Source organism: Variovorax raffinosi, from assembly GCF_051216615.1.
Lineage (GTDB): Bacteria > Pseudomonadota > Gammaproteobacteria > Burkholderiales > Burkholderiaceae_C > Variovorax.
Map to the genome: position 1 here is coordinate 122,075 of NZ_JBPJZR010000005.1, position 26,141 is coordinate 148,215.

The following is a 26,141-nucleotide window of genomic DNA, read 5'->3' on the forward strand; positions in this document are numbered from 1 at the left end:
TCATGGACGTTAGCGGCTTGCGGCGGCCTGCGCATACCGACGGGGCCATATTGCGTATGTAGGGGCTGGTATGGCACGTACGGGGAAACCCTTGCGCGAGCCGTGCAATTCCCGGGCCAGAGGGGGCGGCGGCCCGTTCAGGTGGGGGCGATGCGAAGGTAGGCCGCTTCCAGGTCGCGCGCATAGCGCGCCGTGTCGAACAGGGGGCTGGCGCCGCGCGCCCGGGCCAGATGATCGCGCAGGGCCTGCCGCCGCGGGGCGTCGGCGCACAGGGCCCGCGCGCGGGCCAGGTAGTCGGCGGCGCTGTGCGTGACCAGCTCGGGCAGGCCCACGGCCTGCAGCAGGCTGCCCGCCACGCGCGAGGCGAAGGTGTCGCCCATGCGCGTGAGCACCGGCGTGCCGGCCCAGAGCGCGTCGCTGGTCAGCGTGTGGCCGCCATAGGGGAAGGTGTCGAGCACGAGGTCGACGCAGTGGCGCAGGCGCCCGAGATGGGCCCGCATGGCGATGCTTTTGCCGAAGCCGATGCGATTTGCGGCCACGCCCTGCAGCACCGCCTGGGCGCGCAGGTTTTCCTGCACCTCGGGCGACTCCCCCAGCAGCCACAGCACGGCGTCGGGGCGCTCGCGCAGCAGGCTGCACCACAGCGCAAAGACCTCCGGCGTGATCTTGTAGGACTGGTTGAAATTGGCCAGCACCAGCGCATCGGGCGGCACGTTGAAATCGGCCCGCGTCAGGGCGGACGGCTCGACGCGGCGGTGGTCGTGCGGCTGGTAGGCGTGCGGCATGCGCAGGATGCGTTCGCTGTAGAAGCGCTCCGACCCGGGCGGAACGACCACGGGGTCGGCCACCAGGCAGTCGATGAACGGCGCGCCGGTGGTTCCGGGGTAGTAGAGGTAGGCCACCTGGACCGGCGCGGGCCGCAAGGCCAGCATGGCGAAGGCGTCGTCGACGGGCCGGCTGGTGTAGACCGCGATGTCGATCTCCGCTTCGCGGATGCGCCGCGCCGATTCGGCCGCATCCAGCCCGTGCAGGCTCACGATGCGGTCGAAGCAGCGCTCCAGCCGCATGCGAAAGGACCGGCGTTCCGCACGGACCTCGTCGGCCATGCCGGGCAGGTCGGCATCGTCGGGCGAGAAGTCGAAGCAGACCAGTTCGAAGCGCTCGCGGTCATGCTGCTCCAGCACGCCCGCCATCAGGTAGCTGGTGGCCTGGAAGCAGAAATCGCGGCCGATGTAGCCGATGCGCAGGCGCCGGTGGTCCGGGTAGCGATGCCCCGGCGGCACCAGCGGCGGCGCCACCGGGTGCTGGCTCATGAGCCAGCGCGCGTGGCGCTGCGCGCTTTCGAGCTGCAGTGCCGGGGTGATGCGCGGGGTGGCCAGGGCCAGTTCGCCGACCAGCCTGGCTTCGGGCTGGTGCGCCAGGCTCTCGGCCACCACCGTCTGCAGGAATTCGTGGCGCGTCCAGTCGCACAGGTGGGTGCTGTCGTGCAGCGCGTTCCAGGCGGCCTCGAAGTCATAGGGCTGCGCATCGTGCCAGGCCCGGCTGAGCCGCCATGCGCCCGCCAGATCGTTCCGCTCGCGCAACCGGGCCAGTTCGGCGCCGGCGGTGGTCAGGTCGAAGGGAGCGGGGGCGTCGTGCGGCATCGCTTCGATTCTATGAATCGCCCGGTGCGGCCCGGGCCTTCAGCGCACAAGGTCCCAGCCCATCATCAGGGCGGCAAAACCCATGAGCGCCGTACCGCCCCAGCCGAGCCAGCGGGTGCGCCGGCCGGAGGTGAACACGCCCATGACCTTCTCGCGCGTCACCAGGATCATCATGGCCGCCATGATCGGCACCGCGACCACCCCGTTGATGACGGCGCTCCAGTACAGCGCCTTCATGGGATCGATGGGCGTGAAGTCCAGCGCGGTGCCGACCAGCGTGGCGACGGCGATGATTCCGTAGAACTCCTTGGCCTCGCGCCAGTGCCGCTCCAGGCCTTCTTCCCATCCGAAGGCCTCGGCCACGGCGTAGGCGGCGGAAGAAGCCAGCACGGGGACCGCCAGCAAGCCCGTCGCGATGATCCCGCCGGCAAACAGCCAGAAAGCGAAGTCGCCCGCCAGCGGACGCAGCGCCTCGGCCGCCTGCGCCGCCGAGGTCACGTCGTGCACGCCCGCCGTGAACAGCACCGACGCGCCCACCACCATCACGAAGAACGCGATCAGGTTCGAGAAGGTCATGCCCACCCAGGTGTCCAGCCGCACCCGCCGCAGGTCGTGCCGCACCTGCTTGTCGGTGCCGCGCCGGCCGCCCTTGAGCCGCAGTTCCTCGACTTCCTGCGAGGCCTGCCAGAAGAACAGGTAGGGAGAAATCGTGGTGCCCAGCAGCGCCACCAGCATCATCCAGTAGTCGCTGCTCCATTGCAGCTTGGGCACGACCAGGTCGTGCAGCACCCGGCTCCATTCGACCTGCACCACGAACACCGCCGCCACGTAGGCAAACAGCGTGAGCGTGAGCCACTTGAGGATGTGGGCCAGCTTGCGGTACGGCACGAACACCTGCAGCAGCACCGTGACCACCCCGAAGATCAGCGAATGGAAGTGCGCCCCGCCGCCCACCACGAGCTGCAGCGCCTCGCCCATGGCGGCGATGTCGGCCGCGATGTTGATGGTGTTGGCCACCACCAGCAGCGCCACCAGCGCGACGAGAAAGCCGCGCGGCATGTGCTCGCGCAGGTTGGCCGCCACGCCCTTGCCCGTGACGCGCCCGATGCGCGCCGACACCAGCTGGATCGCCACCATGAAGGGCAGCGACAGGAACACGGTCCAGAGCAGGCCGGTGCCGAACTGGGCGCCGGCCTGGGTGTAGGTGGCAATGCCCGACGGGTCGTCGTCGGCCGCGCCGGTCACCACGCCGGGGCCGACGTGACGCAAAAAGGAGGGGATGCGTTTCTTCATGTCGGCCGATGGTTGCATGCCGAGACTGACCGCCACATGAATCCCGCGTGTCAAAAAACGTGGGTCAGCCCTTTTCGGAGAACAACGCCACGATCACCTGCCGCAGCCAGCGGTTGCCCGGATCGGCCTCGAAGCGTTTGCTCCAGTGCAGCGACACGGTGAAGTCGCGCAGCGGAAACGGCGGCTCGACGATGGCGTAGTGGCCCTCCTCGGCAAAGCCGCGCGCGATGTTGCGCGGCATCACCACCGCCAGGTCGGTGGCGCGCACGATGGCCGGCAGCACCATGAAGTGCTCGGTCGTCAGGCGCAGGCGGTCTTCGAGGTTCAGCAACTGCAGGATGCGCAGGGTCTCGGCATGCGTGCGCACGGCCACGTAGTCCAGCTCCTGCAAGGCGTCGAGCAGCGCCTGCCCGCTGCGGCGGCGCTTCACGAAAGGGTGGTCTTTGCGCAGCAGCACGATGTAGCGGTCTTTGAGCAACTGGGCGCGCTGGGTGTCCTTCACCTTGGGCAGGAAGCCGAAGGCGAAGTCGACCCGGCCGCTGTCCAGCCCGTTCGCAATGTCGCCGACGGCCAGCGGCATGGTCTCGACCCGCACGCCCGGCGACAGCTCGCGCAGCCGCGCCATCAGCGCCGGCAAAAAGCGGCCTTCGCCGATGTCGCTCATGTGGATGCGGAACAGCTTGCGCGAGGCAGCAGGGTCGAAGCGCTCGGGCTCGGCCAGCGCCTGCTGCAGCAACGTCAGCGCCGACTGCACCGACACCGCCAGCCGCTCCGCCCGCGGCGTGGGCGCCACGCCGCCGGGCGAACGCGTGAAGAGCGCGTCGCCCAGCAACAGCCGCAGCCGCGTCAGGCCATGGCTGGCTGCCGGCTGCGTCAGGCCCAGGGCCTCGGCCGCGCGGCTCACGTTGCGGGTCCGGTAGACCGCGTCGAAGAGCCGAAGCAGGTTCAGGTCCACCGTGTCGATATGCACTGAGTTCATATTGGATAGCCTTTTTATCTTATTGAAGTATGGCGGCGCGGCGACCAAACTGCGGCACTCCCCCAAAAAACATGACCCAGGGCCTGCTGCAGCCGGGCGTGCGGCCTTGCCCACCAAAGTGAGACAACGACTTGAGGAAACAAAAATGCTCCGCCCCGCTTTTCCCTGGCAACGATGCCTGCTGTTGATGGCCGCCGTCGCCCTGCTGAGCCCCGCGCACGCCAACACCTGGCCGGCCAAGCCGATCCGGGTGATCGTCAATTTCCCGGCCGGCGGCGCGGCCGACCAGATCGCGCGGGCCATCTCGCAGCCGCTGCAGGAATCGTTGAAGCAACCCGTGGTGATCGAGAACCGCGCCGGTGCCAACGGCAACATCGGTGGCGAAGCCGTGGCGCGTGCGCCGGCCGATGGCTACACCCTGCTCATGAGTTCGGGCGGCATGGTGTCGGTGAACCCGCATCTGTATTCGCGCATGAGCTTCGACCCGGCCAAAGACCTCGTGCCGGTGGCCGCCGCCGCGCGCGTGCTGGTGTTCCTGGTCACCAAGCCCTCGCTGCCGCCGGCGAACGTGAAGGAGTTCATCTCCTATGTGAAGACCAACCCGGGCAAGCTGTCGTACGGCTCGCCGGGCAACGGCAGTTCGCCACACCTCGCGGGTGAAATGTTCAAGAGCCAGGCCAATCTTTTTGCATTGCATGTGCCCTACCGCGGCGCGGCGCCCGCCTTGCAAGACCTGCTCGCGGGCCAGATCGACTACGCCTTCGACCCCGGCATCGCCCTGACGCAGGTGCGCGCAGGCAAGCTGCGGCTGCTGGCCGTGGGCAGCCCGCGCCGCTCACCGCTTTTCCCCGATGTGCCGACGCTCGACGAAGCGGGCCTGCGCGGCTTCGACGCGGACACCGTGTTCGGCTTCTATGCGCCGGCGGGCACGCCGGCGGATGTGGTGGCGCAGCTCAATGCGCAGATCAACCGCACGCTCGCGCTGCCTGCGGTGCAGGAGCGCATCGCGTCGCTCGGCGGCGAGGCGCAGCCCGGCTCGCCGGCCGCCTTCCAGCAACGCGCGGCCGCCGATTCGCAGCGCTTCGGCGCGCTCATCCGCGAACGCAAGATCGTCGCGGACTGATTGATCGATCGATTGCCGCCCGGCACGGAAGCACCGATGGCCCTTCTCAATGTGGACGACTACCGGCGCCGCGCGCGCCGGGTGCTGCCGCGCCTTGTGTTCGACTACGTCGATGGCGGCGCGGAGGACGAACGATGCCTGCAGCGCAACCGCGACGCGCTGGAAAGCCTGCCGCTGATTCCGGAATGCCTGCGCGACACCAGCGCCATGGACATCGGCATCGAACTCTTCGGCCGCCGCTGGCGCGCGCCTTTCGCCGTGGCGCCGATCGGACTGGCCGGCCTCGTACGGCCAGGTGCCGATGCCCTGCTGGCCAGTGCCGCGCAGGCCGCGCGCGTTCCCTTCATTCTCTCGACCGCATCGAACACGCGCATCGAGGACGTGCGCGCCGCCGCGCCCGACGCCACGCTGTGGATGCAGCTCTACGTGATGGGCGAACGCGCGATTGCCGAACGCATCGTGCGCCGCGCGCGCGCCGCCCGCTTCGAGGCGCTGGTGCTCACGGTCGATGTGCCGGTCAGCGGGCTGCGCGAGCGCGATCTGCGCCACGGCTTTCGCGTGCCGATGCAGCTTCGGCCCGGCACGCTGTTCGACATGGCGCGGCATCCCGCATGGCTGCTGCGGCTGGCGCGCGGCGGCATGCCCCAGTTTGCGAACCTGCTGCCCGACGACGACGGCGCGCCGGTGTCCGCGCAGACCCAGGCCGCATTGCTCTCGCGCGCGATGGACCGCACGCTCACCTGGGAGAGCCTGACCTGGCTGCGCAAGCTCTGGGACGGGCCGTTGCTCATCAAGGGCCTGCTGGGTGCGGAAGACGCACGCCGTGCGGTGCGCCACGGCGCCGACGGCATCGTGGTCTCGAACCACGGCGGACGCCAGCTCGATGCGGCGCCGGCCAGCATCGCGGCACTGCCGGCCATTGTGGATGCCGTCGGGGGACGCATCCCCGTCCTCATGGATGGGGGCATCCGGCGCGGCAGCGACATCGTGAAGGCACTGGCGCTCGGTGCGCACGCAACCCTTGTCGGCCGTGCGCCGGTGTATGGCCTGGCCTGCGATGGCGAGCAAGGCGCGCTGTCGGTATTGCAGCTTCTGGCCGAGGAAACCGAACGCACGATGACCTTGCTGGGTGCCACGCGCGTGCATGAACTCGGGCCGCGCCATGTCGACCGGCCCGCGCCGCGCGCACTCGCCGAACAGGACGGCGCCGCACAACGAATCAAGGAAACCCCGCACGGGAAAGCCTCCATTTACCCGGCCCGCGCGACTGCCTAGGCTGACCGACCGCAACGACTCACAACAACATCACGAAGAAAGAGACACATGCCAAGCACTCACCAACCCCGCCCCCGTGGCACGCGCCCATCGCGTGCCTTGCGCGCCTCGCCCCTCGCGCTGCTCGCGGCCTGCGCCGCGCTCGTCGCGGGCACGCCCGCCGTGCAGGCACAGGACAAGCCCGTGCAACTCAAGCTGTCGAGCTGGGTGCCGGCGCAGCATCCGCTCAACCCTGCCCTGCAGGCCTGGGCGGACGACATCAAGAAGGCATCGAACGGCACCATCACCGCGATCCTTTTTCCGTCGGAACAGCTCGGCAAGGCCTTCGACCACTACGACATGGCCCGCGACGGCATCGCCGACTTCTCGTACGTGAACCCGGGCTACCAGCCGGGCCGCTTCCCCATCATGGCCGGCGCTTCGCTGCCCTTCCTCTTCGCCAACGGCAAGGAAGGCTCGGCCGCCATCGACGCCTGGTATCGCAACTATGCTGCCAAGGAAATGAAGGACGTGAAGTACTGCTTCGCGTTCGTGCACGACCCCGGCACCTTCCACTCGCGCAAGAAGATCGTGGTGCCCACCGACGTCAAGGGCCTGAAGGTGCGGCCGGCCACCAGCACGGTGGGCCAGCTCATCACCTCACTGGGCGGCACCAACGTGCAGGCCTCGGCGCCCGAATCGCGCGACATGCTGGAGCGCGGCGTGGCCGACGCGATCACCTTCCCCTGGGGTTCGATCGGCCTGTTCGGCATCGACAAGGTGGTCAAGTACCACATGGACGTGCCGCTGTACGTCACGCCCTTCGTGTGGGTGATGAACAAGGGCAAGTACGACGCCATGTCCACCGCGCAGAAAAAAGTGATCGACGACCACTGCACCAGCGAGTGGGCACAGAAGGTGGCCGGGCCATGGGCCGACTTCGAATTCGCGGGCCACGCCAAGATGGCCGCGCTGCAGGGCCACGAGATCTACAAGCTCACGCCGGAGCAGCTCGATGCATGGCGCAAGGCGGCAGCGCCGTCAGAGGCGCAATGGGCCGAGAGCGTGAAGAAGGTCGGCGAAGACCCGAAGGCCGTGATGGACGCGCTCAAGGGCAGCCTCGCGAAGTACAAGTCGGCACTTTGATCGATCGCCCCCTTCGGGGCATCGGCCTGAAAAGGAAGACACATGGCTACACGGTCCGCCAGCTACATGGACCGCGCGATCAACACGATCGAATGGCTCGCCGCCATCTTCGTGGGCATCGTCGCGCTCAACATCTTCGTGGCCGTCGTGCTGCGCAAGTTCTTCGACACCTCGATTCCCGACGCCTACGACTTCGGTCGCATGCTGCTGGGCATCCTGATCTTCTGGGGCATCGCGGCCACCAGCTACCGCGGCGGCCACATCACGGTCGACCTCGTGTGGACGGCCGCGGGCCCGCGCATGAAGCGCGTCATCGACGTGTTCGCCACGCTGGTGCTGCTGGTCGTGGTCGCGGTGCAGACCGCGATGCTGTTCGACAAGGTGCGCGGCACCTACGTCGACAACGTGCAGACCTACGACCTGAACATTCCGACCTGGCCGTTCTACGCCGTGGCCTGGGCCGGCGACGTGTGCGCCGTGCTGCTGATCGCCATTCGCACCTACCGGCTCATCTTCCATCCCGAGCAGCTCGAAGAAGCTCACCCTGAACAGAAGGCGGACGAATGAGCCCCGATGCAGTTGCAGTCCTGGGCTTCGTCGCCCTGTTCGTGTTGATGTTGTTGCGCGTGCCGGTCGGCATGGCGATGGGACTCGTGGGCGTGACCGGCTACAGCTACCTCGTGGGCCCCGGGCCCGCGCTGAAGCTGGTCGGCCAGACATCGATGCGCACCGTGACCGACTACACCTTCGGCGTGATCCCGATGTTCATGCTGATGGGTGCGCTGGTGTCGGTGTCGGGCGTGAGCCGCGAGCTTTTCAAGGCGGCCAACTCGATGATCGGCCACTTGCGCGGCGGGCTCGGCGTGGCCACCGTGGTGGCTTGCGGCGGCTTCGCGGCGATCTGCGGATCGTCGGTGGCCACGGCCGCCACCTTCTCGGCGGTGGCGTACCCGGAGATGCGGCGCTTCAACTACCCGCAGTCGTTCTCGACCGGCGTGATCGCGGCGGGCGGCACGCTCGGCGCGATATTGCCGCCGTCGACCGTGCTCGCGGTCTACGCCATCCTCACGCAGCAGGACATCGGCAAGCTCTTCATGGCCGGCATCGTGCCCGGCATTTTGGCGATGGCGATGTACGTGATGACCATCGCGATCATCGTGAAGCTGCGGCCCGACTGGCTGCCCGGCGGCGAGGTCAAGCCGTGGTCGGAGCGCTTCAAGGACCTGAAGAACGTGTGGGCGCCGCTGGTGCTTTTCATCTTCGTGATCGGCGGCCTCTACGGCGGCTTCTTCACACCGACCGAGGCGGGCGGCGTGGGCGCGAGCGGCGCCTTCATCCTCGGGCTGGTGCGGCGCAAGCTCGACGGCCCGAAGATCCGCGAGGCGCTGCTGTCGGCCACGCGCACCGCGGCGGCGGTGTTCACCGTGCTGATCGGTGCACTGCTGTTCGGCTATTTCCTCACCATCACGCAGAGCCCGCAGAAGCTGACCGAGTTCCTCACCGGCCTGGGCATCGGCCGCTATGGCGTGCTCGCGCTCATCATGCTGATGTACCTGGTGCTCGGCTGCCTGATGGATGCGATGGCCATGATCATCCTGACCGTGCCCATCATCTATCCGGTGATCGTGCACCTGGGCTTCGACCCCATCTGGTTCGGTGTGATCATCGTGATGACGGTGGAACTGGGGCTGATCCATCCACCGGTGGGCATGAATGTCTTCGTCATCAAGAGCGTGGTGAAGGACGTGAGCTTCACCACCATCTTCAAGGGCGTGCTGCCGTTCATCGTGACGGACATCGTGCGGCTGGTCATCCTGATCGCGTTCCCGATCATTGCGCTGTGGCTGCCGACGAGAATGGGCTGATGAGCAACAGCAGCAGCAACATCAAGGAAGTCGTCTACACCGCGCGCGTCGAGTTCGGCGATTGCGACCCCGCCGGCATCGTCTGGTTTCCCAATTTCTTCCGCTGGATCGACGCGGCCTCGCGGCACTTCTTTGCCGAGTGCGGCGTGCCGCGCTGGGAAGAAACGACCGAGACGCTCGGCGTGATCGGCACGCCGCTGGTCGACACCCACACCCGCTTCGTGAAGGCCGCCAGCTACGGCGACACGCTGCGGATTGCAGTGCGCATCACCGAATGGCGCGACAAGAGCTTCGTGCAGACCTACCGCGTGACGCGCGGGGAAGACCTGATCCTCGAATGCGAAGAGGTGCGGATCTTCGGGGCGAAGCGCGAAGGCGGGGGGATTCGGGCGGTGGCGATTCCGGCTTCGATTCGGGCGCTTTGCGAGTAGGCCTTCAGCGCGCCTCGGCCTGCAGTTTCGCGAGCAGGCCATCGACGCCATGGTCGATCAGGTCGAAGACTTCGATGAAGTCCTTCTGGCCGCCATACCAGGGGTCGGGCACATCGCCTTCGACGCCTTCCGCGAACTCGGTGAACAGATGGACCTTTCCCTCCGTTCCCGCAGGTGCGAGCCTGCGCAAGGCGGCGCAATGCTGGGCGGTCATGCCGACGATCAGATCGAAGCGCTCGAAGTCAGCCTTTCGCACCTGTCGCGCGCGGTGCGCATGCATCACGATGCCGCGGCGCCTGGCCTCGGCCACCGAGCGTGGGTCGGGCGGGTTGCCGCGCTCCTCGTCGGAGATGGCGGCGCTGTCGACTTCGACCTCGAGACCCGCCGCTCGGGCCTTGTGCATGAGCAGCACATGGGCCGTGGGGGAGCGGCAAATATTGCCGGTGCAGATGAACAAGACCGCATGTTTCTTCATGGCCGGCATTCTCATGCCGAGTGCCTACCGAACCACATAATCGCCCACGTATCCACAGCAAGCAAAGAGTGATTTCAAAGATGAAGATCGCAGGACACATCGCGCTTCTGGCACTCGCAGGCCTAGCCAGTACAGCGGCGGCACAGGAGCAGTTCCAGATCTTCGGCCTTCCGCTTGGGGCCAAGATGCCATATGCAGTCAAGGCATGTGCACCGAACCTCAAGGCGGCCAACACGGTGTGCTGGCTCGATCGTCCCTCTATCGGCAAGGACAAGAAACAAACCGGACGTGCCTTGCTGCCAGAGGACAAGTCGCCCGACTGGGTCGGGCGCGGCGAAGCCAAGCTCACGATCACCTCGGCAGGGATCCTGGAGAACGTGAAGGTCCGCGGGATGCCGATCGGCGACGAGTCAGTGGTCAGGTCATCAGTCGAACGTCGATTCGGCGGACCGAGCGATTCGGGCCGCTACCCGTTCGGCAGCTACGCCCGGTGGGCAAAAGCAGAGGCAGACATCAAGTTGATCTGCTCAACGAAAGTGGCGGTTTGCGGGCTCGAGTTCCTTTCGGGCGCGGAGTTCAGGCGCCAGGAAGCAGCCAAGGAAGCAGAAGCAGTCCAGCGTTTGCGCAAGCCTCAGTCGCCCTGATGCGCCACGGCCACCATCGAATCGCAACACAGAGGCGACAAGACCTTTTTTGCATCACAGAACTTCATCCCAAGGGTTGACGCTCCATATGCCGCGGTGCAACAATTCGGAATCTTTATTTCGGAGCCCCGTGCGTGGACAGTGCCAGTTGGATCAGTGACAAGACGCGTGCCTCGGCAGGCGTGACACTCCAGGCCCTTTAGCGCAGGCTCCCCGCGCTGTGGCCGCCGTGCACGCAGCGTGACCCTCTTGCCTTCAGGCAAGCGGTTCTCCCCTCCCGATCCCCGTCGTTCTCGTCACTGACTTTTTCAGTCAGCTTGCGTGCGCCCATGCACGAGGCCCTTCACTGCGAAGGAGCCTTGCCATGCGTCAGTTTCAACTTCGTCAGCCGCAGCCGTTGCAGCAGCCGCAGGTGCGCCCGTCGGCGCACGCGCCTGCCCGCACAGCCACGCCCGAAATCGACGGCACGCTGGACCAGGCCGCCGCGCTCTGGACCACACGCCGCATCCGCAGCTTCCTGACGCTGCTCGACCTGCCCGCGCGCGCAGCGCAACGCTGAAGCGCGCCGCAGGCACCGACACCGCACACAGGAAAGGAGGCACTCATGGACCCCGCCTCTCATTGGCGCCTTCGCGCGCCCCAGCCGTTCCGATTGATTGCAAGAGTGCAGCGCGCCGTGCTGCGGAGAGACTTCCACGCCTGATTGACGCGTGGGCTTCTTTCCTTCGCGGCCTGCGCCGCCGTGAAGGAGAGAAAAATGAAAAACGTCCTGAAGTCCTTTTTCGAGAGCTTCCTGCGCAGCCGCCACATGCTGCATCACTTCGAGCGCTGGCAGACGCTGCTGGGCTCCAAGCCCGTCGGCACCGGCTCCATCAGCATGCCGCCCGACATCGCGAAGGCCCTGGCCACGGCATCGCGCACCGACGCTGGCGAGATGCTCGTCAAGCTCGACAGCTCGCCGCGCGGCCTGAGCGAAGGCCACGCGCAGGTGCTGCGCAAGCGCCTGGGCAGCAACGAGGTACGGCACGAGCAGCCGCTGCCGTGGTGGCAGCACCTGTGGCAGTGCTATCGCAATCCGTTCAACCTGCTGTTGACGGTGCTCGCCCTCATCTCGTACGCCACCGAGGACATGAAGGCCACGCTCGTGATCGGCAGCATGGTGGTGCTGTCGACGGTGCTGCGCTTCCTGCAGGAGTCGCGCTCCAACAAGGCCGCCGAGCGGCTCAAGGCGATGGTGAGCAACACCTCCACCGTGCTGCGGCCCGCGCCAGGCTACAAGGCGGGAGCGGCCGGCGACGAGGGCTTCGACACCACGCATGCCGGCACGGTGCGCGTCGAGGTGCCGATGCGCGACCTGGTGCCGGGCGAAGTGATCGCGCTGTCGGCCGGCGACATGATCCCCGCCGACTGCCGCCTGATCACCGCCAAGGATCTGTTCATCAGCCAGTCCGCGTTGACGGGCGAAGCCATGCCGGTCGAGAAGTTCGTTGTCGACCGCAACGGGCATGCGGCCGGCGTGCTCGAACGCGAGAACCTGCTCTTCATGGGCACCAACGTGATCAGCGGCACCGCCACCGCGCTCATCGTGCACACGGGCGACCGCACCTTCTTCGGCGCCCTCGCGCAGCGCGTGACGGCCACCGACCGCGGCACCAGCGCGTTCCAGGCCGGCATCAACCGCGTGAGCTGGGTGCTGATCCGCTTCATGCTGGTGATGGCGCCGCTGGTGCTGGTGATCAACGGCGTGGCCAAGGGCGACTGGTGGGAGGCGGCGCTGTTCGCGCTGTCGATCGCGGTGGGCCTCACGCCCGAGATGCTGCCGATGATCGTGACCGCCACGCTGGCCAAGGGCGCGGTCGTGATGTCGCGCCAGAAGGTGATCGTGAAGCGGCTCGAAGCCATCCACAACTTCGGCGCCATGGACGTGCTGTGCACCGACAAGACCGGCACGCTCACGCAGGACCGCATCGTGCTCGAACGCCACACCAACGCCTGGGGCGAGGCCTCGGACCACGTGCTGCAGCTGGCCTACCTCAACAGCTTTCATCAGACGGGCCTGAAGAACCTGCTCGACAAGGCCGTGCTGAGCCATGCCGAGATGCAGCTCGAAACACGGTTGCAGACCGCCTACCGCAAGATCGACGAAGTGCCCTTCGACTTCTCGCGCCGCCGCATGTCGGTGGTGGTGGCCAACGGCGGCAGCCAGCACCTGCTGATCTGCAAGGGCGCGCTGGAAGAGATCCTGTCGGTGTGCACCTCGGTCGAGCGCGGTGCCGAAGTGCTGGCGCTCGACGCGGACGTGCTCGCGCGCATCCACCGCGTGGCGTCGGAGCTCAATGCCCAGGGCCTGCGCGTGGTGGCCGTGGCGAGCCGCGCGCTGGCGCTCGACGCACAGAAGCCGGCCTATGGCGTGGCCGACGAATCGGGGCTCACTCTGCTGGGCTACGTGGCTTTTCTCGATCCACCGAAGGAATCGACCGCGCCCGCGCTGCGCGCCCTGGCCGAACATGGCGTGGCCGTGAAGGTGCTGACCGGCGACAACGAACTGGTCACGCGCAAGGTCTGCGCCGACGTGGGGCTGGAGGCCGGCCGCATGGTGCTTGGCCGCGAGATCGAAGAGATGGACGACGCCGAGCTGCGGGTGCGGGTCGAACAGCACCAGGTGTTCGCCAAGCTCACGCCCGCGCACAAGGAGCGCATCGTGCATGCACTGCATGCCAACGGCCACGTGGTCGGCTTCATGGGCGACGGCATCAACGACGCGCCGGCGCTGCGCGCGGCCGACATCGGTATCTCTGTGGACAGCGCGGTGGACGTGGCCAAGGAATCGGCCGACATCATCCTTCTCGAAAAAAGCCTGATGGTGCTGGAGCAAGGCGTGATCGAGGGCCGCCGCACCTTCGCCAACATGCTCAAGTACATCAAGCTCACGGCCAGCTCGAACTTCGGCAATGTGTTCTCGGTGCTGGTGGCGAGCGCGTTTCTTCCGTTCCTGCCGATGCTGCCGCTGCACCTGCTGGTGCAGAACCTGCTGTACGACGTGTCGCAGATCGCGATTCCGTTCGACAACGTCGACGAGGAATTCCTCAAGAGCCCGCAGCGCTGGAACCCCGCCGACCTGGGCCGCTTCATGGTGTTCTTCGGTCCGCTGAGTTCGGTGTTCGACCTGCTGACCTTCACCGTGATGTGGTTCGTGTTCGCCGCCAACACGGTGGACCACCAGACGCTGTTCCAGTCGGGCTGGTTCATCGAGGGCCTGCTGTCGCAGACGCTGATCGTGCACCTGATCCGCACGCGCAAGATCCCCTTCCTGCAAAGCCGCGCCGCGTGGCCGCTGCTGGCCATGGGCGCCGCGATTGCCGCGGTGGGCATCTGGCTGCCGATGGGCCCGCTGGCGCACTACTTCAAGCTGCAGGCGCTGCCGCTGATGTACTTCCCGTGGCTGGTGGCCATGCTGGTGGGCTACGCTGTGCTGACGCAGACGGTCAAGGGCTGGTACGCGCGGCGCTATGGATGGCAGTGAATGACGCGCGGGGCCGGCGCCGTGTTGTCACGCGGCCCGGCTACCCTGTATCGCATCGAGGAGAACAACAATGCAAGCCATCAACAGTTTCAATCTGGTCTCGCTGCTCGACACGCTCATCAGCGTGACGGTCGCCTTTGCGCTCGGCTCGCTGATCGGGCTGGAGCGCCAGATCCGCCAGCGCACAGCGGGGCTGCGCACCAACACGCTCGTGGCGGTCGGCGCCGCGGTGTTCGTCAACATGGCCAGTCGCCTCAACGGGCATGAAGGCGCCGTGCACGTCACGGCCTATGTCGTGTCGGGCATCGGCTTCCTGGGCGCGGGCGCGATCATGAAGGAAGGCGCCAACATCACGGGCCTGAACACGGCGGCCACGCTGTGGGGTTCGGGCGCGGTCGGCGCATGCGCGGGCGCGGGCCTGATCGGCGAGGCGATGGTCGCGGCGCTGTTCGTGCTGGCCAGCAACACGCTGCTGCGGCCGGTGGTCAATCGCATCAACCGCCGTCCGATCAGCGAGGAGTCGAGCGAGGCGACCTACATCGTGCGCGTGATCTGCTCGCGCGCGGCACGGCCCGATGTGATGGACCAGTTGCTGCTGCTGCTGGAAGCCGCGAACTACCCGGTGCGCGATGTCGACCAGCACGCCTTCGGGCCGGCCGACACGGAGATCGAAGCGACGCTGTACGCCACCGCGGTCGAGCCGCTGGAACTCGACCGGGTGATTGCGGAACTCGAAGCGCTCGAAGGCGTGCAGCAGGCCTTCTGGAACGCCTCCGCCGAAGATTAATTAAACGCCGAGGATCGACACAGCCTTGGTGTTCAGGTAAGCCTCGAGCGCCTCGGGGCCGCCTTCCGAACCGTAGCCCGAATCCTTCACGCCGCCGAAAGGCATTTCCGGCGACGGGGTGGCGGGCTGGTTGATCCACAGCATGCCGAGTTCGAGCTTCTGGCTCAGCAGGTGCGCGCTCTTGATCGACTTGGTGAAGGCGTAACCGGCCAGGCCGAACGGCAGGCGGTTGGCTTCGGCAATCGCTTCTTCGAGCGTGTCGAAACCACGGATGGCGGCGATGGGGCCGAAGGGTTCGTTGTTGAACACGTCGGCGTCCAGCGGCACGTCGGTCAGCACGGTGGGAGCGAAGAAGTTGCCGGTGTCACCGACGCGGTCGCCACCGGTGGCAACGGTCGCGCCCTTCTTGCGGGCGTCTTCCAGCACGTGGGCCATGGCCGTGAGGCGGCGTGCGTTGGCCAGCGGGCCGATGGTCGTGCCTTCAGCCAGACCGTCGCCGAGCTTCAGGCCTTCGGTGTACTTGACCAGCGTGCGGGCGAACTCTTCGCGCAGGCTGTTGTGCACCAGGAAGCGGGTGGGCGAAATGCAGACCTGGCCGGCATTGCGGAACTTGGCGGCACCGGCGGCCTTGACGGCCAGCGCGACGTCGGCGTCTTCGGCCACGATCACCGGGGCGTGGCCGCCCAGTTCCATCGTGACGCGCTTCATGTGCGAGCCGGCCAGCGCGGCCAGTTGCTTGCCGACCGGGGTGGAGCCGGTGAAGGTGACCTTGCGGATGATCGGGTGCGAGATCAGGTAGTTCGAGATTTCAGCAGGGTTGCCGAACACCAGGCCCACGGTGCCGGGCGGAATGCCGGCGTCAACAAAAGCTTGCAGCAGCGCGGCGGGCGATGCCGGGGTTTCTTCAGGGGCCTTCACCAGGAACGAGCAGCCGGTGGCCAGCGCGGCGCCGAGCTTGCGCACGATCTGGTTGATCGGGAAGTTCCACGGCGTGAACGCGGCGACGGGGCCCAGCGGCTCCTTCAGCACGAGCTGCTGCGCGGCTAGGTTGCGCGAGGGCACGATGCGGCCATACACGCGGCGGCCTTCGTCGGCGAACCATTCGATGATGTCGGCGGCAGCCAGGGTTTCGCCCTTGGCTTCGGCCAGCGGCTTGCCTTGCTCTTGCGTCAGCAGCTTGGCGATGTCGCCGGCGCGTTCGCGGATCAGGCCGGCGGCGCGGCGCATGATGGCGGCGCGCTCGTTGGCGGGGGTGTTGCGCCACTTGTCGAAGCCGCGTTGGGCGGCGGCCAGGGCGCGGTCCAGGTCGGCGATGCTGGCATGCGCCACCTTGCCGATGGCTTTGCCGGTGGCGGGGTTCACGACGTCCAGCGTCTTGCCGCCGGTGGCGTCGACCCATTCGTTGTCGATCAGCAGGCGTGTGTCGGTGTAGGTGGCGGTCATGGCGAACTTTTCCTTCGAGGACTGGATGATGAAAAGGGGGAAATCTGGATGCGCGACGCGGCACCACGGGGGTGCGCTTGCAACAACGGCGGCAGCAGGCTGCCGGACGCGTAGATTAACCCGAGTTCACAATCCTCGCCGAGACTGGGAAACCCGCCCCCGCCCTCTCCCTCGCCGCTTCACAGCACCAGCAGCGCGCGGAAGTCGTTGACGTTGGTGTTGGTGGGACCGGTCACGAACAGGTCACCGATGGCGTCGAAGTAACCGTAGGCATCGTTGCGGTCGAGGTGATCGGACAGCTTCTTGCCCGCAGCCGCCGCGCGCGCCAGCGTGTCGGGGGTGACGAAGGCGCCGGCGTTGTCTTCCACGCCGTCGATGCCGTCGGTATCGGCGGCCAGCGCCCAGACCTGCGGCTGACCCATCAACGCACCGGCCAGCCCCATGCAGAACTCGCCGGCCCGCCCGCCCCGCCCCTTGGCCTGGCCCGGCTGGCGGGGTCGGATGGTGACGGTGGTTTCGCCGCCCGACAGGATGACGCAAGGCCGGGCGAAGGGTTCGCCGCGGTGCGCCACGGCGCGCGCAAGGGCTGCGTGCACCTTGCCCACTTCGCGCGACTCGCCTTCCATTTCGTCGCTGAGGATGTGCACGGCAATGCCCGCCTCGCGCGCGGCCTTGGCAGCGGCTTCGAGCGACTGCTGCGGCGTGGCGATCATGTGAACCTCGTGGCCGGCGAACACGGCATCGTCCGGCTTGGGCGTTTCGAGTGCGCCGCTGGCGAGTTGCGCGCGCACGGGTGCGGGCACTTCGATGCCGTAGCGGTCGAGGATGGCGAGCGCATCGGCGCAGGTGGTGACGTCGGGCACCGTGGGGCCGCTCGCGATGACGGCTGCGTCATCGCCCGGCACGTCGCTGATGGTGAGCGTCACCACGCGCGCCGGCGCACAGGCTGCAGCGAGCCGGCCACCCTTGATGCGCGAGAGGTGCTTGCGCACGCAGTTCATCTCGCCGATGCCGGCACCGCTTTCGAGCAGTTCCTTGTTGATGCGCTGCTTGTCCGCCAGCGTCAGGCCTTCGGCCGGCAGCACCAGCAGCGAGGAGCCGCCGCCGGAGATCAGGCACAGCACGAGGTCGTCGGCGGTGAGGCCCTGCGTCAACGCGAGGATGCGTTCGGCCGCCTGCTGGCCAGCCGCGTCAGGCACCGGGTGCGCGGCCTCGACGATCTCGATGCGCTGTGGCAGGCCTTCGGGGCGCGGCGGAATGTGGTCGTAGCGCGTGACGACAAGGCCCGACAGCGGCGCGTCGGCCGGCCACAGGGCTTCGAGCGCCTGCACCATCGAGCCGCCGGCCTTGCCGGCACCGAGCACCAGTGTGCGCCCCTTGGGCGGCTTTGGCAGATGCGCACCCAGCGTGGACAGCGGCAATGCGCGGTCCACCGCCACGCGGTAGAGATGTTCGAGAAAAGCGCGCGGGGCTTCGCGCGGATCGGGGGCGGGGCCGAAGGACGGGTTCGATGCGGTCATTGCTGCGTTGTCTCCAATCCGGCGATTGTGCTGCGGACCATGACCCGCCCTTCGCCGGTCAGTTTGCTGTGGTCAGTTGGTCTTTGCGCCGGCCTGGAACCAGCGGCTGATCAATGCGCGTTCTTCGTCGGTGATGCCGGTCGCGTTGTTCATCGGCATGATCTTGGTCACCACGACCTGTTGGTAGATCGCCTGTGCATGCGCGGCCACCTGCTCGGGCGAATCGACCCGCACGTTCTTCATCTGCACGGCCGGGCCGTGGCACATGAAGCAGCGTTGCTCCAGCACCTTCTGCACGTCCGAGAACGGCACGGCAGGCGCAGCAGCGGCCGCAACGACCGGCGCCGCCACCGGCGCGGGCTTCATCCACACGATGGTCAGACCCAGCACCACGATGCCGACCAGCGCATACGGCAGCGGGTTGCCCGCATTGCCCAGCTTGAAGCGATGGCGCACCACGAAGAACTGGCGAATGGCCGCACCGCCGAGCATGATCAGCAGCAGCACGATCCAGTTGTACTGGTGCGTGTACGTAAAGCTGTAGTGGTTGCTCAGCATCGCGAACAGAACGGGCAGCGTGAAGTAGGTGTTGTGCACGCTGCGCTGTTTGCCGCGCTGGCCGTGCACCGGGTCCACCGGCTTGCCTTCGCGCAGTGCCGCCACGTTCTTGCGCTGCCCCGGGATGATCCAGAAGAACACGTTGCCGCTCATGGTGGTGGCCATCATGGCGCCCACCAGCAGGAAGGCCGCGCGGCCCGCGAACCACTGGCAGGCCAGCCATGTCGCGAAGGCGATGAAGATCGCGATCAGCACGCCGACGATGGTGTCGCCGTTCTTGCGACGACCGAAGACCTGGCAGATGCCGTCGTAGACCATCCAGAACACGACGAAGAACGCCAGCGCCACGGCGATGGCTGCGCCGGGCTGCCAGTCCATCTTCGACTTGTCGATGAGGTAGGTGCTCGCGTTCCACAGGTACGACATGGTGAAGAGCGTGAACCCGGTGATCCAGGTCGAATAGCTTTCCCAGTACGACCAGTGCAGGTGGTCCGGCAGCTTCTTGGGCGCCAGCGCGTACTTCTGCATGTTGTAGAAGCCGCCGCCGTGCACGGCCCACTGCTCGCCGCCCACGCCCTTGTCGAGCGATTCCTGGTCGTGCGGCTTCTCCAGGCTGTTGTCCAGCATCACGAAGTAGAAGGAGGCGCCGATCCAGGCGATGGCGGTGATGACGTGGACCCAGCGCAGCAGCAGGTTGGCCCAGTCGAGGTAATAGCTTTCCATGTGCTCTCTCTCAACCCTGTGCACGCGTGGGGGCGTAGCAAAGGGGTTTCAGCCTGCTCACCACCGCGGGCGCTGTAAGCAGAGAAAGTGCCGCGAACGCAGGCTCCATGGAATGGGCCTCGCTCCGCTGCGGCTTGTTGTCGACCGAAAGTGTATACAGTTTTGGCAAGGGGCGGGACGCTTTTTTGGGGCACCGCCGCCGGGAAAACCCTGTTCAGCCCAGCGATTGCAACAACTGTGCCGCCACCGCGACAGCGATCACCTCGGGCTCCTTGCCGGTGATGCCGGGCACGCCGATCGGACAGGTGATGCGGGCCAGTTCTTCGGCCGAGAAGCCGCGCGCTTCGAGCCGGTGGCTGAAGGTGGCCCACTTCGTCTTGCTGCCGATCAGCCCGATGTAGGGCAGGTCGTTGCGCTCGCGCAGGCGCTTGAGGCAGGCGATGACGACGTCGAAGTCTTCGGCATGGCTGAAGCTCATGATGAGCACGCGGCTGCCCGGCGCGAGCGCGGCCACCGCGTCCTGCACGGGCTCGGAATGTTCGGTGTCGATCTGCGCGGGCAACTCGTCAGGAAAGACGCCGTCGCGGCTGTCAATCCAGCGAACCGCAAACGGCAGCCCGGCCAGCAGGCGCGCGAGCGCGGCGCCCACATGGCCGCCGCCGAACAACGCGACGGGCTCGAGTTGCGCCACCAGTTCGCGCTGCAACGCGGAGGCATCGGCCGCCGTGATGCGCTGGTACGACAGGAACATCACGCCGCCGCAGCACTGCCCCAGGCTCGGGCCCAGCGGATAGCGCCGGATGCCGTCGATGGCGCGTTTTCCGTCGAGCAGTTCGCGCGCTTCCTGCGTGGCCTGGAACTCGAGCTGGCCGCCGCCGATGGTGGCGGTGAGCCCGTCGGCCCACACCGCCATCCAGGTGCCGGCCTCGCGCGGCGCCGAGCCCTGCGTGGACTCCACGCGCACCAGCACCCCGTCTTCATGACGAAGACGCGCCAGCAACTGGTCGACCGCACCGCTCATTGCCGATACCTCCGGTTGCCGGACCGGTGAAGACTCACGGTATAAACCCGGCGATGAATCGTCAGCTTACGCCGCGCCGCCTTGCCCTGGTGGCATCCGTTCTTTCCGCACTCTGGCTCGCCGGCTGCGGCAGCCCCGGGGCGGTTCCCGGCCAGTTGAGCGGGTCCTCGGGCGCCGTGGGCTCCGGCCCCGCGCCGCGCGCATCGAGCGCGGCCAACGCGCGCGACTACCGCCGCGACGCGGCACGCCACATCTACGACATCAACCGCTCGCGCATCTACAAGGGGCAACTGCCGCCCGTGCTCTACGCGGTCGGCACGCTGCAGGTCAACCTGGACGCGGGCGGCAAGGTGCTGTCGATGAACTGGCTGCGCGCGCCGAAGCACGCGCCCGAAGTCATCGCCGAAATCGAGCGTGCGGTGCTGCAGGCTTCGCCCTTCCCCCGCGCCACCCGCCTGGGCGCCGTCACGTGGACCGACACCTGGCTGTGGGACGAGAGCGGGCGCTTCCAGTTGGACACCCTGACGGAAGGCCAGCAGCAAGGGGACTGACGACATCAAGACCCGCGGTAGGTGGAGTAGCTCCACGGGCTCACGAGCAGGGGCACGTGGTAGTGCTGGTCGGTGTGGGCCACGCCGAAGTCCAGCGAGACCTTGTTCAGGAAGTTTGGCTCGGGCAGTTTCACGCCGCGCGCCTTGAAGTAGCTCGCCACGTCGAACACCAGCCGGTAGGTGCCGGCCTTCAACGAGTTGTTGTCATAAAGCGGCCCGTCGCTGCGGCCGTCCGAATTCAGCGTGAAGCGCTTGACCAGCGTTGCGGCGTCGCCGTCGGTGGTGAACAGCGCCACCTCCATGCCGGCGGCGGGGCCGCCATGCATCGTGTCCAGTACGTGAGTGCTCAAGCCCATGGGGCGCTCCTTGAAAGTTCGAAAGTCGGATCGACGGGTGCGGGATATTCCGGTGGACAAAAGTGTATACAGTTCACGGCTTTGGGTCTATCATGAAAAACATGGAGTCCTCCACCACCCGTTCGATCGTCGACGCGCTCACGAAAGCGATCGTCGAGCACCGGCTTCAACCCGGCACCAAACTCGCCGAGCAGAAGCTGGCCGACCACTTCGGCGTGTCGCGCACCCTCGTGCGCCAGGCGCTGTTCCAGCTCTCGCAGAACAAGCTGATCCGGCTCGAACCCGCGCGCGGCGCCTTCGTGGCCGCGCCGGCCGTCGACGAGGCCAAGCAGGTGTTCGCGGTGCGCCGCATGCTCGAAGCCGAGATGACGCGCGAGTTCGTGCGCACCGTCACGCCGGCCAAGATCAAGGCGCTGAAGGAGCACGTCGCGCTTGAAAAGTCCGCCGTGTCGGGCGAAGACATCTCGGGCCGCACCGAGCTGCTCGGCGACTTCCATGTGCGCATGGCCGAACTCATGGGCAACCAGGTGCTGGCGCAGATTCTTGGCGAGCTGATCTCGCGCTGCGCCCTCATCACGCTGATGTACCAGAGCACCAGCGCGGCCGAGCACTCCAACGACGAGCACGCCGACATCGTGAAGGCGCTGGCCGCTCGCGACGAAGAGCGCGCCGTGCGCCTCATGACCGAACACCTGGAGCACGTCGAAGCCAACCTCACCTTCGACCGCAAGGTTCCCACCAACGACATCTCGCTCGCCCTGGCCTGAACACCCATGACCGTCTACGACACCACCCTGCCCTACCCGCGCGACCTCGTCGGCTACGGCCGCAACCCACCGCATGCGCAATGGCCCGGCGGCGCACGCATCGCCGTGCAGTTCGTCCTCAACTATGAAGAAGGCGGCGAAAACGCCACGCTGCACGGCGACGCGGGCTCCGAGCAGTTCCTGTCCGAGATGTTCAACCCGGCCAGCTACCCCGACCGGCACATCAGCATGGAAGGCATCTACGAGTACGGCTCGCGCGCCGGCGTGTGGCGCATCCTGCGCGAGTTCGAAAAGCGCGGCCTGCCGCTCACCGTGTTCGGCGTGGGCATGGCGCTGCAGCGCTACCCCGAGCTGACCGCCGCCTTCAAGGAACTGGGCCACGAGATCGCCTGCCACGGCTGGCGCTGGATCCACTACCAGAACCTCGATGAAGCCACCGAGCGCGAGCACCTGCGCCTGGGCATGGAAGCCATCGAGAAGCTCACCGGCGAGCGCGCCCTCGGCTGGTACACCGGCCGCGACAGCCCGCGCACGCGCCGCCTCGTGGCCGACTACGGCGGCTTCGAATACGACAGCGACTACTACGGCGACGACCTGCCCTTCTGGATGAAGGTGCAAAAGACCGACGGCAGCGTGGTGCCGCAGCTCATCGTGCCCTACACGCTCGACTGCAACGACATGCGCTTCGCGCTGCCGCAGGGCTACTCGCACGCCGACCCGTTCTTCCAGTACATGAAGGACACCTTCGATGCGCTTTATGCCGAAGGCGACGCCAACGGCGACAACAGCCCCAAGATGATGAGCATCGGCATGCACTGCCGGCTGCTCGGGCGGCCCGGCCGCATCACGGCGCTGCAGCGCTTCCTCGATCACATCGCGCAGCACGACCGCGTGTGGGTCTGCCGGCGCATCGACATCGCGCGGCACTGGAAGCAGGCGCACCCCTTCGCATCGGCCGTCACCGGAAACTGACCATGAGCCTCACCCTCACCCTCGCCCAACTCAACGCCGCCGCGCCGGCCACGGCCGTCGCACTGCTCGACGGCATCTACGAACACTCGCCCTGGATCGCGCAGCGCGCGCTGGTGCAACGCCCCTTCCGCTCGCTCGCGCATCTCAAGCACGCGCTGGTGCAGGCACTGGCCGCATCGACCGCCGACGAGCAGATCGGCCTGATCCGCGCCCACCCGGAATTGGCGGGCAAGGCCATGGTCAGCAAGACGCTGACGGCCGAGTCGACCAACGAGCAGAGCAAGGCCGGCCTGACCGACTGCACGCCCGAAGAGTTCGCAAAGATCCAGAAGCTCAACGCCGACTACAACGCGAAGTTCGGCTTTCCGTTCATCCTGGCGGTGCGCGGGCCGCGCGGCACGGGGCTTTCGAAGCGCGAAATCATCGACACCTTCGAGCGCCGGCTGTACAACCACCCGGCCTTCGAGCTGGGCGAGGCGCTGCGCAACATCCATCGCATCGCCGAGATCCGCCTGAACGACAAGTTCGCCGCCGACATCACGCTCGGCAACGACGTGTGGGACTGGCAGGAGCAGCTCTCGGTGCACACCGACCCCGGCTATGCCGAGAAGGGCCAGCTCACCGTCACCTACCTGACCGACGCGCACCGCGCCTGCGCCGCGCAGATCAGCGCGCTGATGCGCGACGTGGGTTTCGACTCGGTGCACATCGACGCGGTCGGCAACGTGGTCGGCCGCTACGAGGCCACGCAGCCGGGCGCACGCACGCTGCTCACCGGCTCGCATTACGACACCGTGCGCAACGGCGGCAAGTACGACGGGCGCCTGGGCATCTTCGTGCCGATGGCCTGCGTGCGCGAACTCAAGCGCCAGGGCCGCCGCCTGCCCTTCGCCTTCGAGGTCGTCGGCTTCGCGGAAGAAGAAGGCCAGCGCTACAAGGCGACCTTCCTCGGTTCGGGCGCGCTCATCGGCCACTTCGACCAGCGCTGGCTCGACCAGAAGGATGCCGACGGCATCACCATGCGCGAGGCCATGCAGCACGCGGGCCTGAAGCAGGAAGACATTCCGAAGATCCAGCGCGACCCGGCCCGCTACCTGGGCTTTGTCGAGGTGCACATCGAACAGGGCCCGGTGCTCACCGAACTCGACCTGCCGTTGGGCATCGTCACCGCCATCAACGGTGGCGTGCGCTTCGTGGGCGAAGTGATCGGCACGGCCAGCCATGCGGGCACCACGCCGATGGACCGCCGCCGTGACGCCGCCGCCGCGGTGGCCGAGTTGATCCTCTACACCGAGCAGCGCGCCGCGAAAGACGGTGATTCCGTCGGCACCGTCGGCATGCTCGAAGTGCCCAGCGGCTCCATCAACGTCGTACCGGGGCGCTGCAAGTTCAGCCTCGACATGCGCGCGCCCAACAACGCGCAGCGCGATGCACTGACCGACGACGTGCTCGCCGAACTCAAGGCCATCTGCGCACGCCGCGGCGTGCGCTACGAGATCGAGGAAAGCATGCGCGCCTCGGCCGCGCCGAGCGCACCCGACTGGCAGCAGCGTTGGGAAAAGGCCGTCGACGCACTGGGCATCCCGCTGTTCCGCATGCCCAGCGGCGCCGGCCACGATGCGATGAAGCTGCACGAGGTGATGCCGCAGGCCATGCTCTTCGTGCGAGGCATCAACTCGGGCATCAGCCACAACCCGCTCGAATCGAGCACCAACGACGACATCCAGCTTGCAGTGCAAGCCTTCCAATTGCTGCTGGACAACCTCGCCGCCGAACAAGCCCACTGATTCACAGAAGAACAACCATGACCGACTACACGAAGCTCGACGCCTGGATCGACGCCCACTTCGACGAGGAAGTGCAATTCCTGCAGCAACTGGTGCAGGTGCCCACCGACACGCCGCCCGGCAACAACGCGCCGCACGCCGAACGCACGGCCGAGCTGCTGAAGGACTTCGGCCTCGACGCCGAAAAGCACGCCGTGCCCGCGCAGGACGTGAAGGACTACGGCCTCGAATCGATCACCAACCTGATCGTGCGCCGCAAGTACGGCAAGGACGGCCTGACTGTTGCGCTCAACGCCCACGGCGACGTGGTGCCCCCGGGCGAAGGCTGGACGCACGACCCCTACGGCGGCGAGATCGCCGACGGCAGCCTCTACGGCCGCGCCGCCGCGGTCAGCAAGAGCGACTTCGCCAGCTTCACCTTCGCGCTGCGCGCGCTCGAAGCGGTGGCCAAGCCGACCAAGGGCAGCGTCGAGCTGCACTTCACCTACGACGAAGAATTCGGCGGCATCCTCGGCCCGGGCTGGCTGCTCAAGAACGGCCTGACCAAGCCCGACCTGATGATCGCGGCCGGCTTCAGCTATGAAGTGGTCACCGCGCACAACGGCTGCCTGCAGATGGAAGTGACGGTGCACGGCAAGATGGCCCATGCGGCCATCCCGACCTCAGGCATCGATGCGCTGCAGGGCGCGGTGAAGATCCTGAACGCGCTCTACGCGCAGAACACGCTCTACCAGCAGGTGACGTCGAAGGTCGAGGGCATCACGCACCCCTACCTCAACGTCGGCCGCGTCGAAGGCGGCACCAACACCAACGTGGTGCCCGGCAAGGTGGTGTTCAAGCTCGACCGCCGCATGATCCCCGAAGAGAACCCGGTCGAAGTCGAAGCCACGATCCGCAAGGTGATTGCCGATGCCGCCGCCGAGAGCGCGGGCATCACGGTCGACATCAAGCGCCTGCTGCTGGCCAATTCGATGAAGCCGCTGGCGGGCAACAAGCCGCTGGTCGATGCGATCCAGAAGCACGGCGGCGAACTGTTCGGCGAGCCGGTCAAGGCCATGGGCACGCCGCTGTACACCGACGTGCGCCTGTACGGCGAAGCCGGCATTCCCGGCGTGATCTACGGTGCCGGCCCACGCACCGTGCTCGAATCGCACGCCAAGCGCAGCGACGAGCGCGTGGTGCTGGAAGACCTGCGCCGCGCAACGAAGGTCATTGCGCGCACGCTGAGCGATCTGCTGGCCTGATCGGCCGACCCGGCCAGTGCGGCCGGGTCACTTCAC

The 26,141-nt window shown here is 67.1% G+C and carries 24 protein-coding genes; 15 read left to right on the forward strand and 9 right to left on the reverse strand.

Annotated elements, in window-relative coordinates:
• Positions 1-137 precede the first annotated feature (137 nt).
• The 3 genes from ACSFB7_RS17025 to ACSFB7_RS17035 all read right to left on the reverse strand — a co-directional run bounded on the left by ACSFB7_RS17025 (position 138) and on the right by ACSFB7_RS17035 (position 3,915).
• Entirely contained in the window at positions 138-1,643 is a 1,506-nt protein-coding gene (locus tag ACSFB7_RS17025; RefSeq protein WP_435472117.1) for an O-linked N-acetylglucosamine transferase, SPINDLY family protein, read from the reverse strand.
• 39 nt (positions 1,644-1,682) lie between these two features.
• Positions 1,683-2,936 (reverse strand): Nramp family divalent metal transporter, encoded by a 1,254-nt coding sequence (locus ACSFB7_RS17030; protein ID WP_435472119.1) that lies wholly within the window; start codon positions 2,934-2,936, stop codon positions 1,683-1,685.
• A gap of 64 nt (positions 2,937-3,000) precedes the next feature.
• Positions 3,001-3,915 (reverse strand): LysR family transcriptional regulator, encoded by a 915-nt coding sequence (locus tag ACSFB7_RS17035; RefSeq protein ID WP_435472121.1) that lies wholly within the window; start codon positions 3,913-3,915, stop codon positions 3,001-3,003.
• A 145-nt stretch (positions 3,916-4,060) separates the two neighbouring features.
• Between ACSFB7_RS17035 and ACSFB7_RS17040 the strand changes: the two genes are divergently transcribed.
• From ACSFB7_RS17040 to ACSFB7_RS17065, 6 genes are read left to right on the forward strand one after another with little or no spacing between them, the layout of a single operon-like run.
• A complete protein-coding gene (locus ACSFB7_RS17040; RefSeq protein ID WP_435472123.1) occupies positions 4,061-5,038 on the forward strand; it encodes a Bug family tripartite tricarboxylate transporter substrate binding protein in 978 nt (325 codons plus the stop codon).
• A 36-nt stretch (positions 5,039-5,074) separates the two neighbouring features.
• A complete protein-coding gene (locus ACSFB7_RS17045; protein ID WP_435472125.1) occupies positions 5,075-6,313 on the forward strand; it encodes an alpha-hydroxy acid oxidase in 1,239 nt (412 codons plus the stop codon).
• Between the two features lie 48 nt (positions 6,314-6,361).
• A complete protein-coding gene (locus tag ACSFB7_RS17050) occupies positions 6,362-7,438 on the forward strand; it encodes a TRAP transporter substrate-binding protein (RefSeq protein WP_435472127.1) in 1,077 nt (358 codons plus the stop codon).
• 42 nt (positions 7,439-7,480) lie between these two features.
• Positions 7,481-8,005 (forward strand): TRAP transporter small permease, encoded by a 525-nt coding sequence (locus ACSFB7_RS17055; protein ID WP_435472129.1) that lies wholly within the window; start codon positions 7,481-7,483, stop codon positions 8,003-8,005.
• Positions 8,002-9,303, forward strand: a complete 1,302-nt coding sequence (locus ACSFB7_RS17060; RefSeq protein ID WP_435472131.1) for a TRAP transporter large permease — start codon at positions 8,002-8,004, stop codon at positions 9,301-9,303. The genes ACSFB7_RS17055 and ACSFB7_RS17060 overlap by 4 nt, the downstream gene beginning before the upstream one ends.
• Positions 9,303-9,734 carry an acyl-CoA thioesterase gene (locus tag ACSFB7_RS17065; protein WP_435472133.1) on the forward strand — a complete coding sequence of 144 codons (432 nt, stop codon included), beginning with the start codon at positions 9,303-9,305 and terminating at the stop codon, positions 9,732-9,734. The genes ACSFB7_RS17060 and ACSFB7_RS17065 overlap by 1 nt, the downstream gene beginning before the upstream one ends.
• A 4-nt stretch (positions 9,735-9,738) precedes the next feature.
• On the opposite strand, the gene ACSFB7_RS17070 is transcribed toward ACSFB7_RS17065, so the two are convergent.
• The gene (locus tag ACSFB7_RS17070; RefSeq protein ID WP_435472135.1) at positions 9,739-10,209 is read right to left on the reverse strand and encodes a low molecular weight protein-tyrosine-phosphatase; all 471 of its coding nucleotides are present in this window, start codon (positions 10,207-10,209) and stop codon (positions 9,739-9,741) included.
• An 80-nt stretch (positions 10,210-10,289) separates the two neighbouring features.
• Here ACSFB7_RS17070 and ACSFB7_RS17075 point away from each other — a divergent pair, with 80 nt between their 5' ends.
• The 4 genes from ACSFB7_RS17075 to ACSFB7_RS17090 all read left to right on the forward strand — a co-directional run bounded on the left by ACSFB7_RS17075 (position 10,290) and on the right by ACSFB7_RS17090 (position 15,163).
• A complete protein-coding gene (locus ACSFB7_RS17075) occupies positions 10,290-10,853 on the forward strand; it encodes a hypothetical protein (protein ID WP_435472137.1) in 564 nt (187 codons plus the stop codon).
• A gap of 364 nt (positions 10,854-11,217) precedes the next feature.
• Positions 11,218-11,412 (forward strand): hypothetical protein, encoded by a 195-nt coding sequence (locus ACSFB7_RS17080; RefSeq protein ID WP_435472139.1) that lies wholly within the window; start codon positions 11,218-11,220, stop codon positions 11,410-11,412.
• Between the two features lie 198 nt (positions 11,413-11,610).
• Positions 11,611-14,376: a magnesium-translocating P-type ATPase gene (mgtA, locus tag ACSFB7_RS17085; protein WP_435472141.1), complete on the forward strand. Its 2,766-nt coding sequence runs from the start codon at positions 11,611-11,613 to the stop codon at positions 14,374-14,376.
• Positions 14,377-14,446: 70 nt separating this feature from the next.
• Positions 14,447-15,163, forward strand: a complete 717-nt coding sequence (locus ACSFB7_RS17090) for an MgtC/SapB family protein (protein WP_435472143.1) — start codon at positions 14,447-14,449, stop codon at positions 15,161-15,163.
• Here the strand turns inward: ACSFB7_RS17090 and ACSFB7_RS17095 are convergent, their stop codons facing one another.
• From ACSFB7_RS17095 to xdhC, 4 genes are all read right to left on the reverse strand, one after another.
• A complete protein-coding gene (locus tag ACSFB7_RS17095) occupies positions 15,164-16,606 on the reverse strand; it encodes an NAD-dependent succinate-semialdehyde dehydrogenase (protein WP_435472145.1) in 1,443 nt (480 codons plus the stop codon). It lies immediately after the preceding gene.
• A 179-nt stretch (positions 16,607-16,785) separates the two neighbouring features.
• Entirely contained in the window at positions 16,786-18,126 is a 1,341-nt protein-coding gene (locus ACSFB7_RS17100) for a glycerate kinase type-2 family protein (RefSeq protein ID WP_435472147.1), read from the reverse strand.
• A gap of 72 nt (positions 18,127-18,198) precedes the next feature.
• Positions 18,199-19,407: a urate hydroxylase PuuD gene (locus ACSFB7_RS17105; RefSeq protein ID WP_435472149.1), complete on the reverse strand. Its 1,209-nt coding sequence runs from the start codon at positions 19,405-19,407 to the stop codon at positions 18,199-18,201.
• Positions 19,408-19,621: 214 nt separating this feature from the next.
• The gene (gene xdhC / locus ACSFB7_RS17110) at positions 19,622-20,428 is read right to left on the reverse strand and encodes a xanthine dehydrogenase accessory protein XdhC (RefSeq protein WP_435472151.1); all 807 of its coding nucleotides are present in this window, start codon (positions 20,426-20,428) and stop codon (positions 19,622-19,624) included.
• A gap of 53 nt (positions 20,429-20,481) precedes the next feature.
• Between xdhC and ACSFB7_RS17115 the strand changes: the two genes are divergently transcribed.
• Positions 20,482-20,979, forward strand: coding sequence for a hypothetical protein (locus ACSFB7_RS17115; protein ID WP_435472153.1), 498 nt, complete (start codon positions 20,482-20,484; stop codon positions 20,977-20,979).
• Positions 20,980-20,984: 5 nt separating this feature from the next.
• Here ACSFB7_RS17115 and uraH read toward each other — a convergent pair whose 3' ends face one another.
• Complete coding sequence (gene uraH / locus ACSFB7_RS17120; RefSeq protein WP_435472155.1) at positions 20,985-21,335, reverse strand: hydroxyisourate hydrolase; 351 nt, start codon at positions 21,333-21,335, stop codon at positions 20,985-20,987.
• Between the two features lie 92 nt (positions 21,336-21,427).
• Between uraH and ACSFB7_RS17125 the strand changes: the two genes are divergently transcribed.
• From ACSFB7_RS17125 to ACSFB7_RS17140, 4 genes are read left to right on the forward strand one after another with little or no spacing between them, the layout of a single operon-like run.
• The gene (locus ACSFB7_RS17125; protein ID WP_093238558.1) at positions 21,428-22,102 is read left to right on the forward strand and encodes a GntR family transcriptional regulator; all 675 of its coding nucleotides are present in this window, start codon (positions 21,428-21,430) and stop codon (positions 22,100-22,102) included.
• A 6-nt stretch (positions 22,103-22,108) separates the two neighbouring features.
• Positions 22,109-23,074 carry an allantoinase PuuE gene (gene puuE, locus ACSFB7_RS17130; RefSeq protein WP_435472157.1) on the forward strand — a complete coding sequence of 322 codons (966 nt, stop codon included), beginning with the start codon at positions 22,109-22,111 and terminating at the stop codon, positions 23,072-23,074.
• A gap of 2 nt (positions 23,075-23,076) precedes the next feature.
• On the forward strand, positions 23,077-24,861 hold the full coding sequence (gene uraD, locus ACSFB7_RS17135) for a 2-oxo-4-hydroxy-4-carboxy-5-ureidoimidazoline decarboxylase (RefSeq protein ID WP_435472159.1): 1,785 nt from the start codon (positions 23,077-23,079) through the stop codon (positions 24,859-24,861).
• A gap of 17 nt (positions 24,862-24,878) precedes the next feature.
• Entirely contained in the window at positions 24,879-26,105 is a 1,227-nt protein-coding gene (locus ACSFB7_RS17140) for a M20 family metallopeptidase (RefSeq protein WP_435472160.1), read from the forward strand.
• The last annotated feature ends 36 nt before the right edge of the window (positions 26,106-26,141 follow it).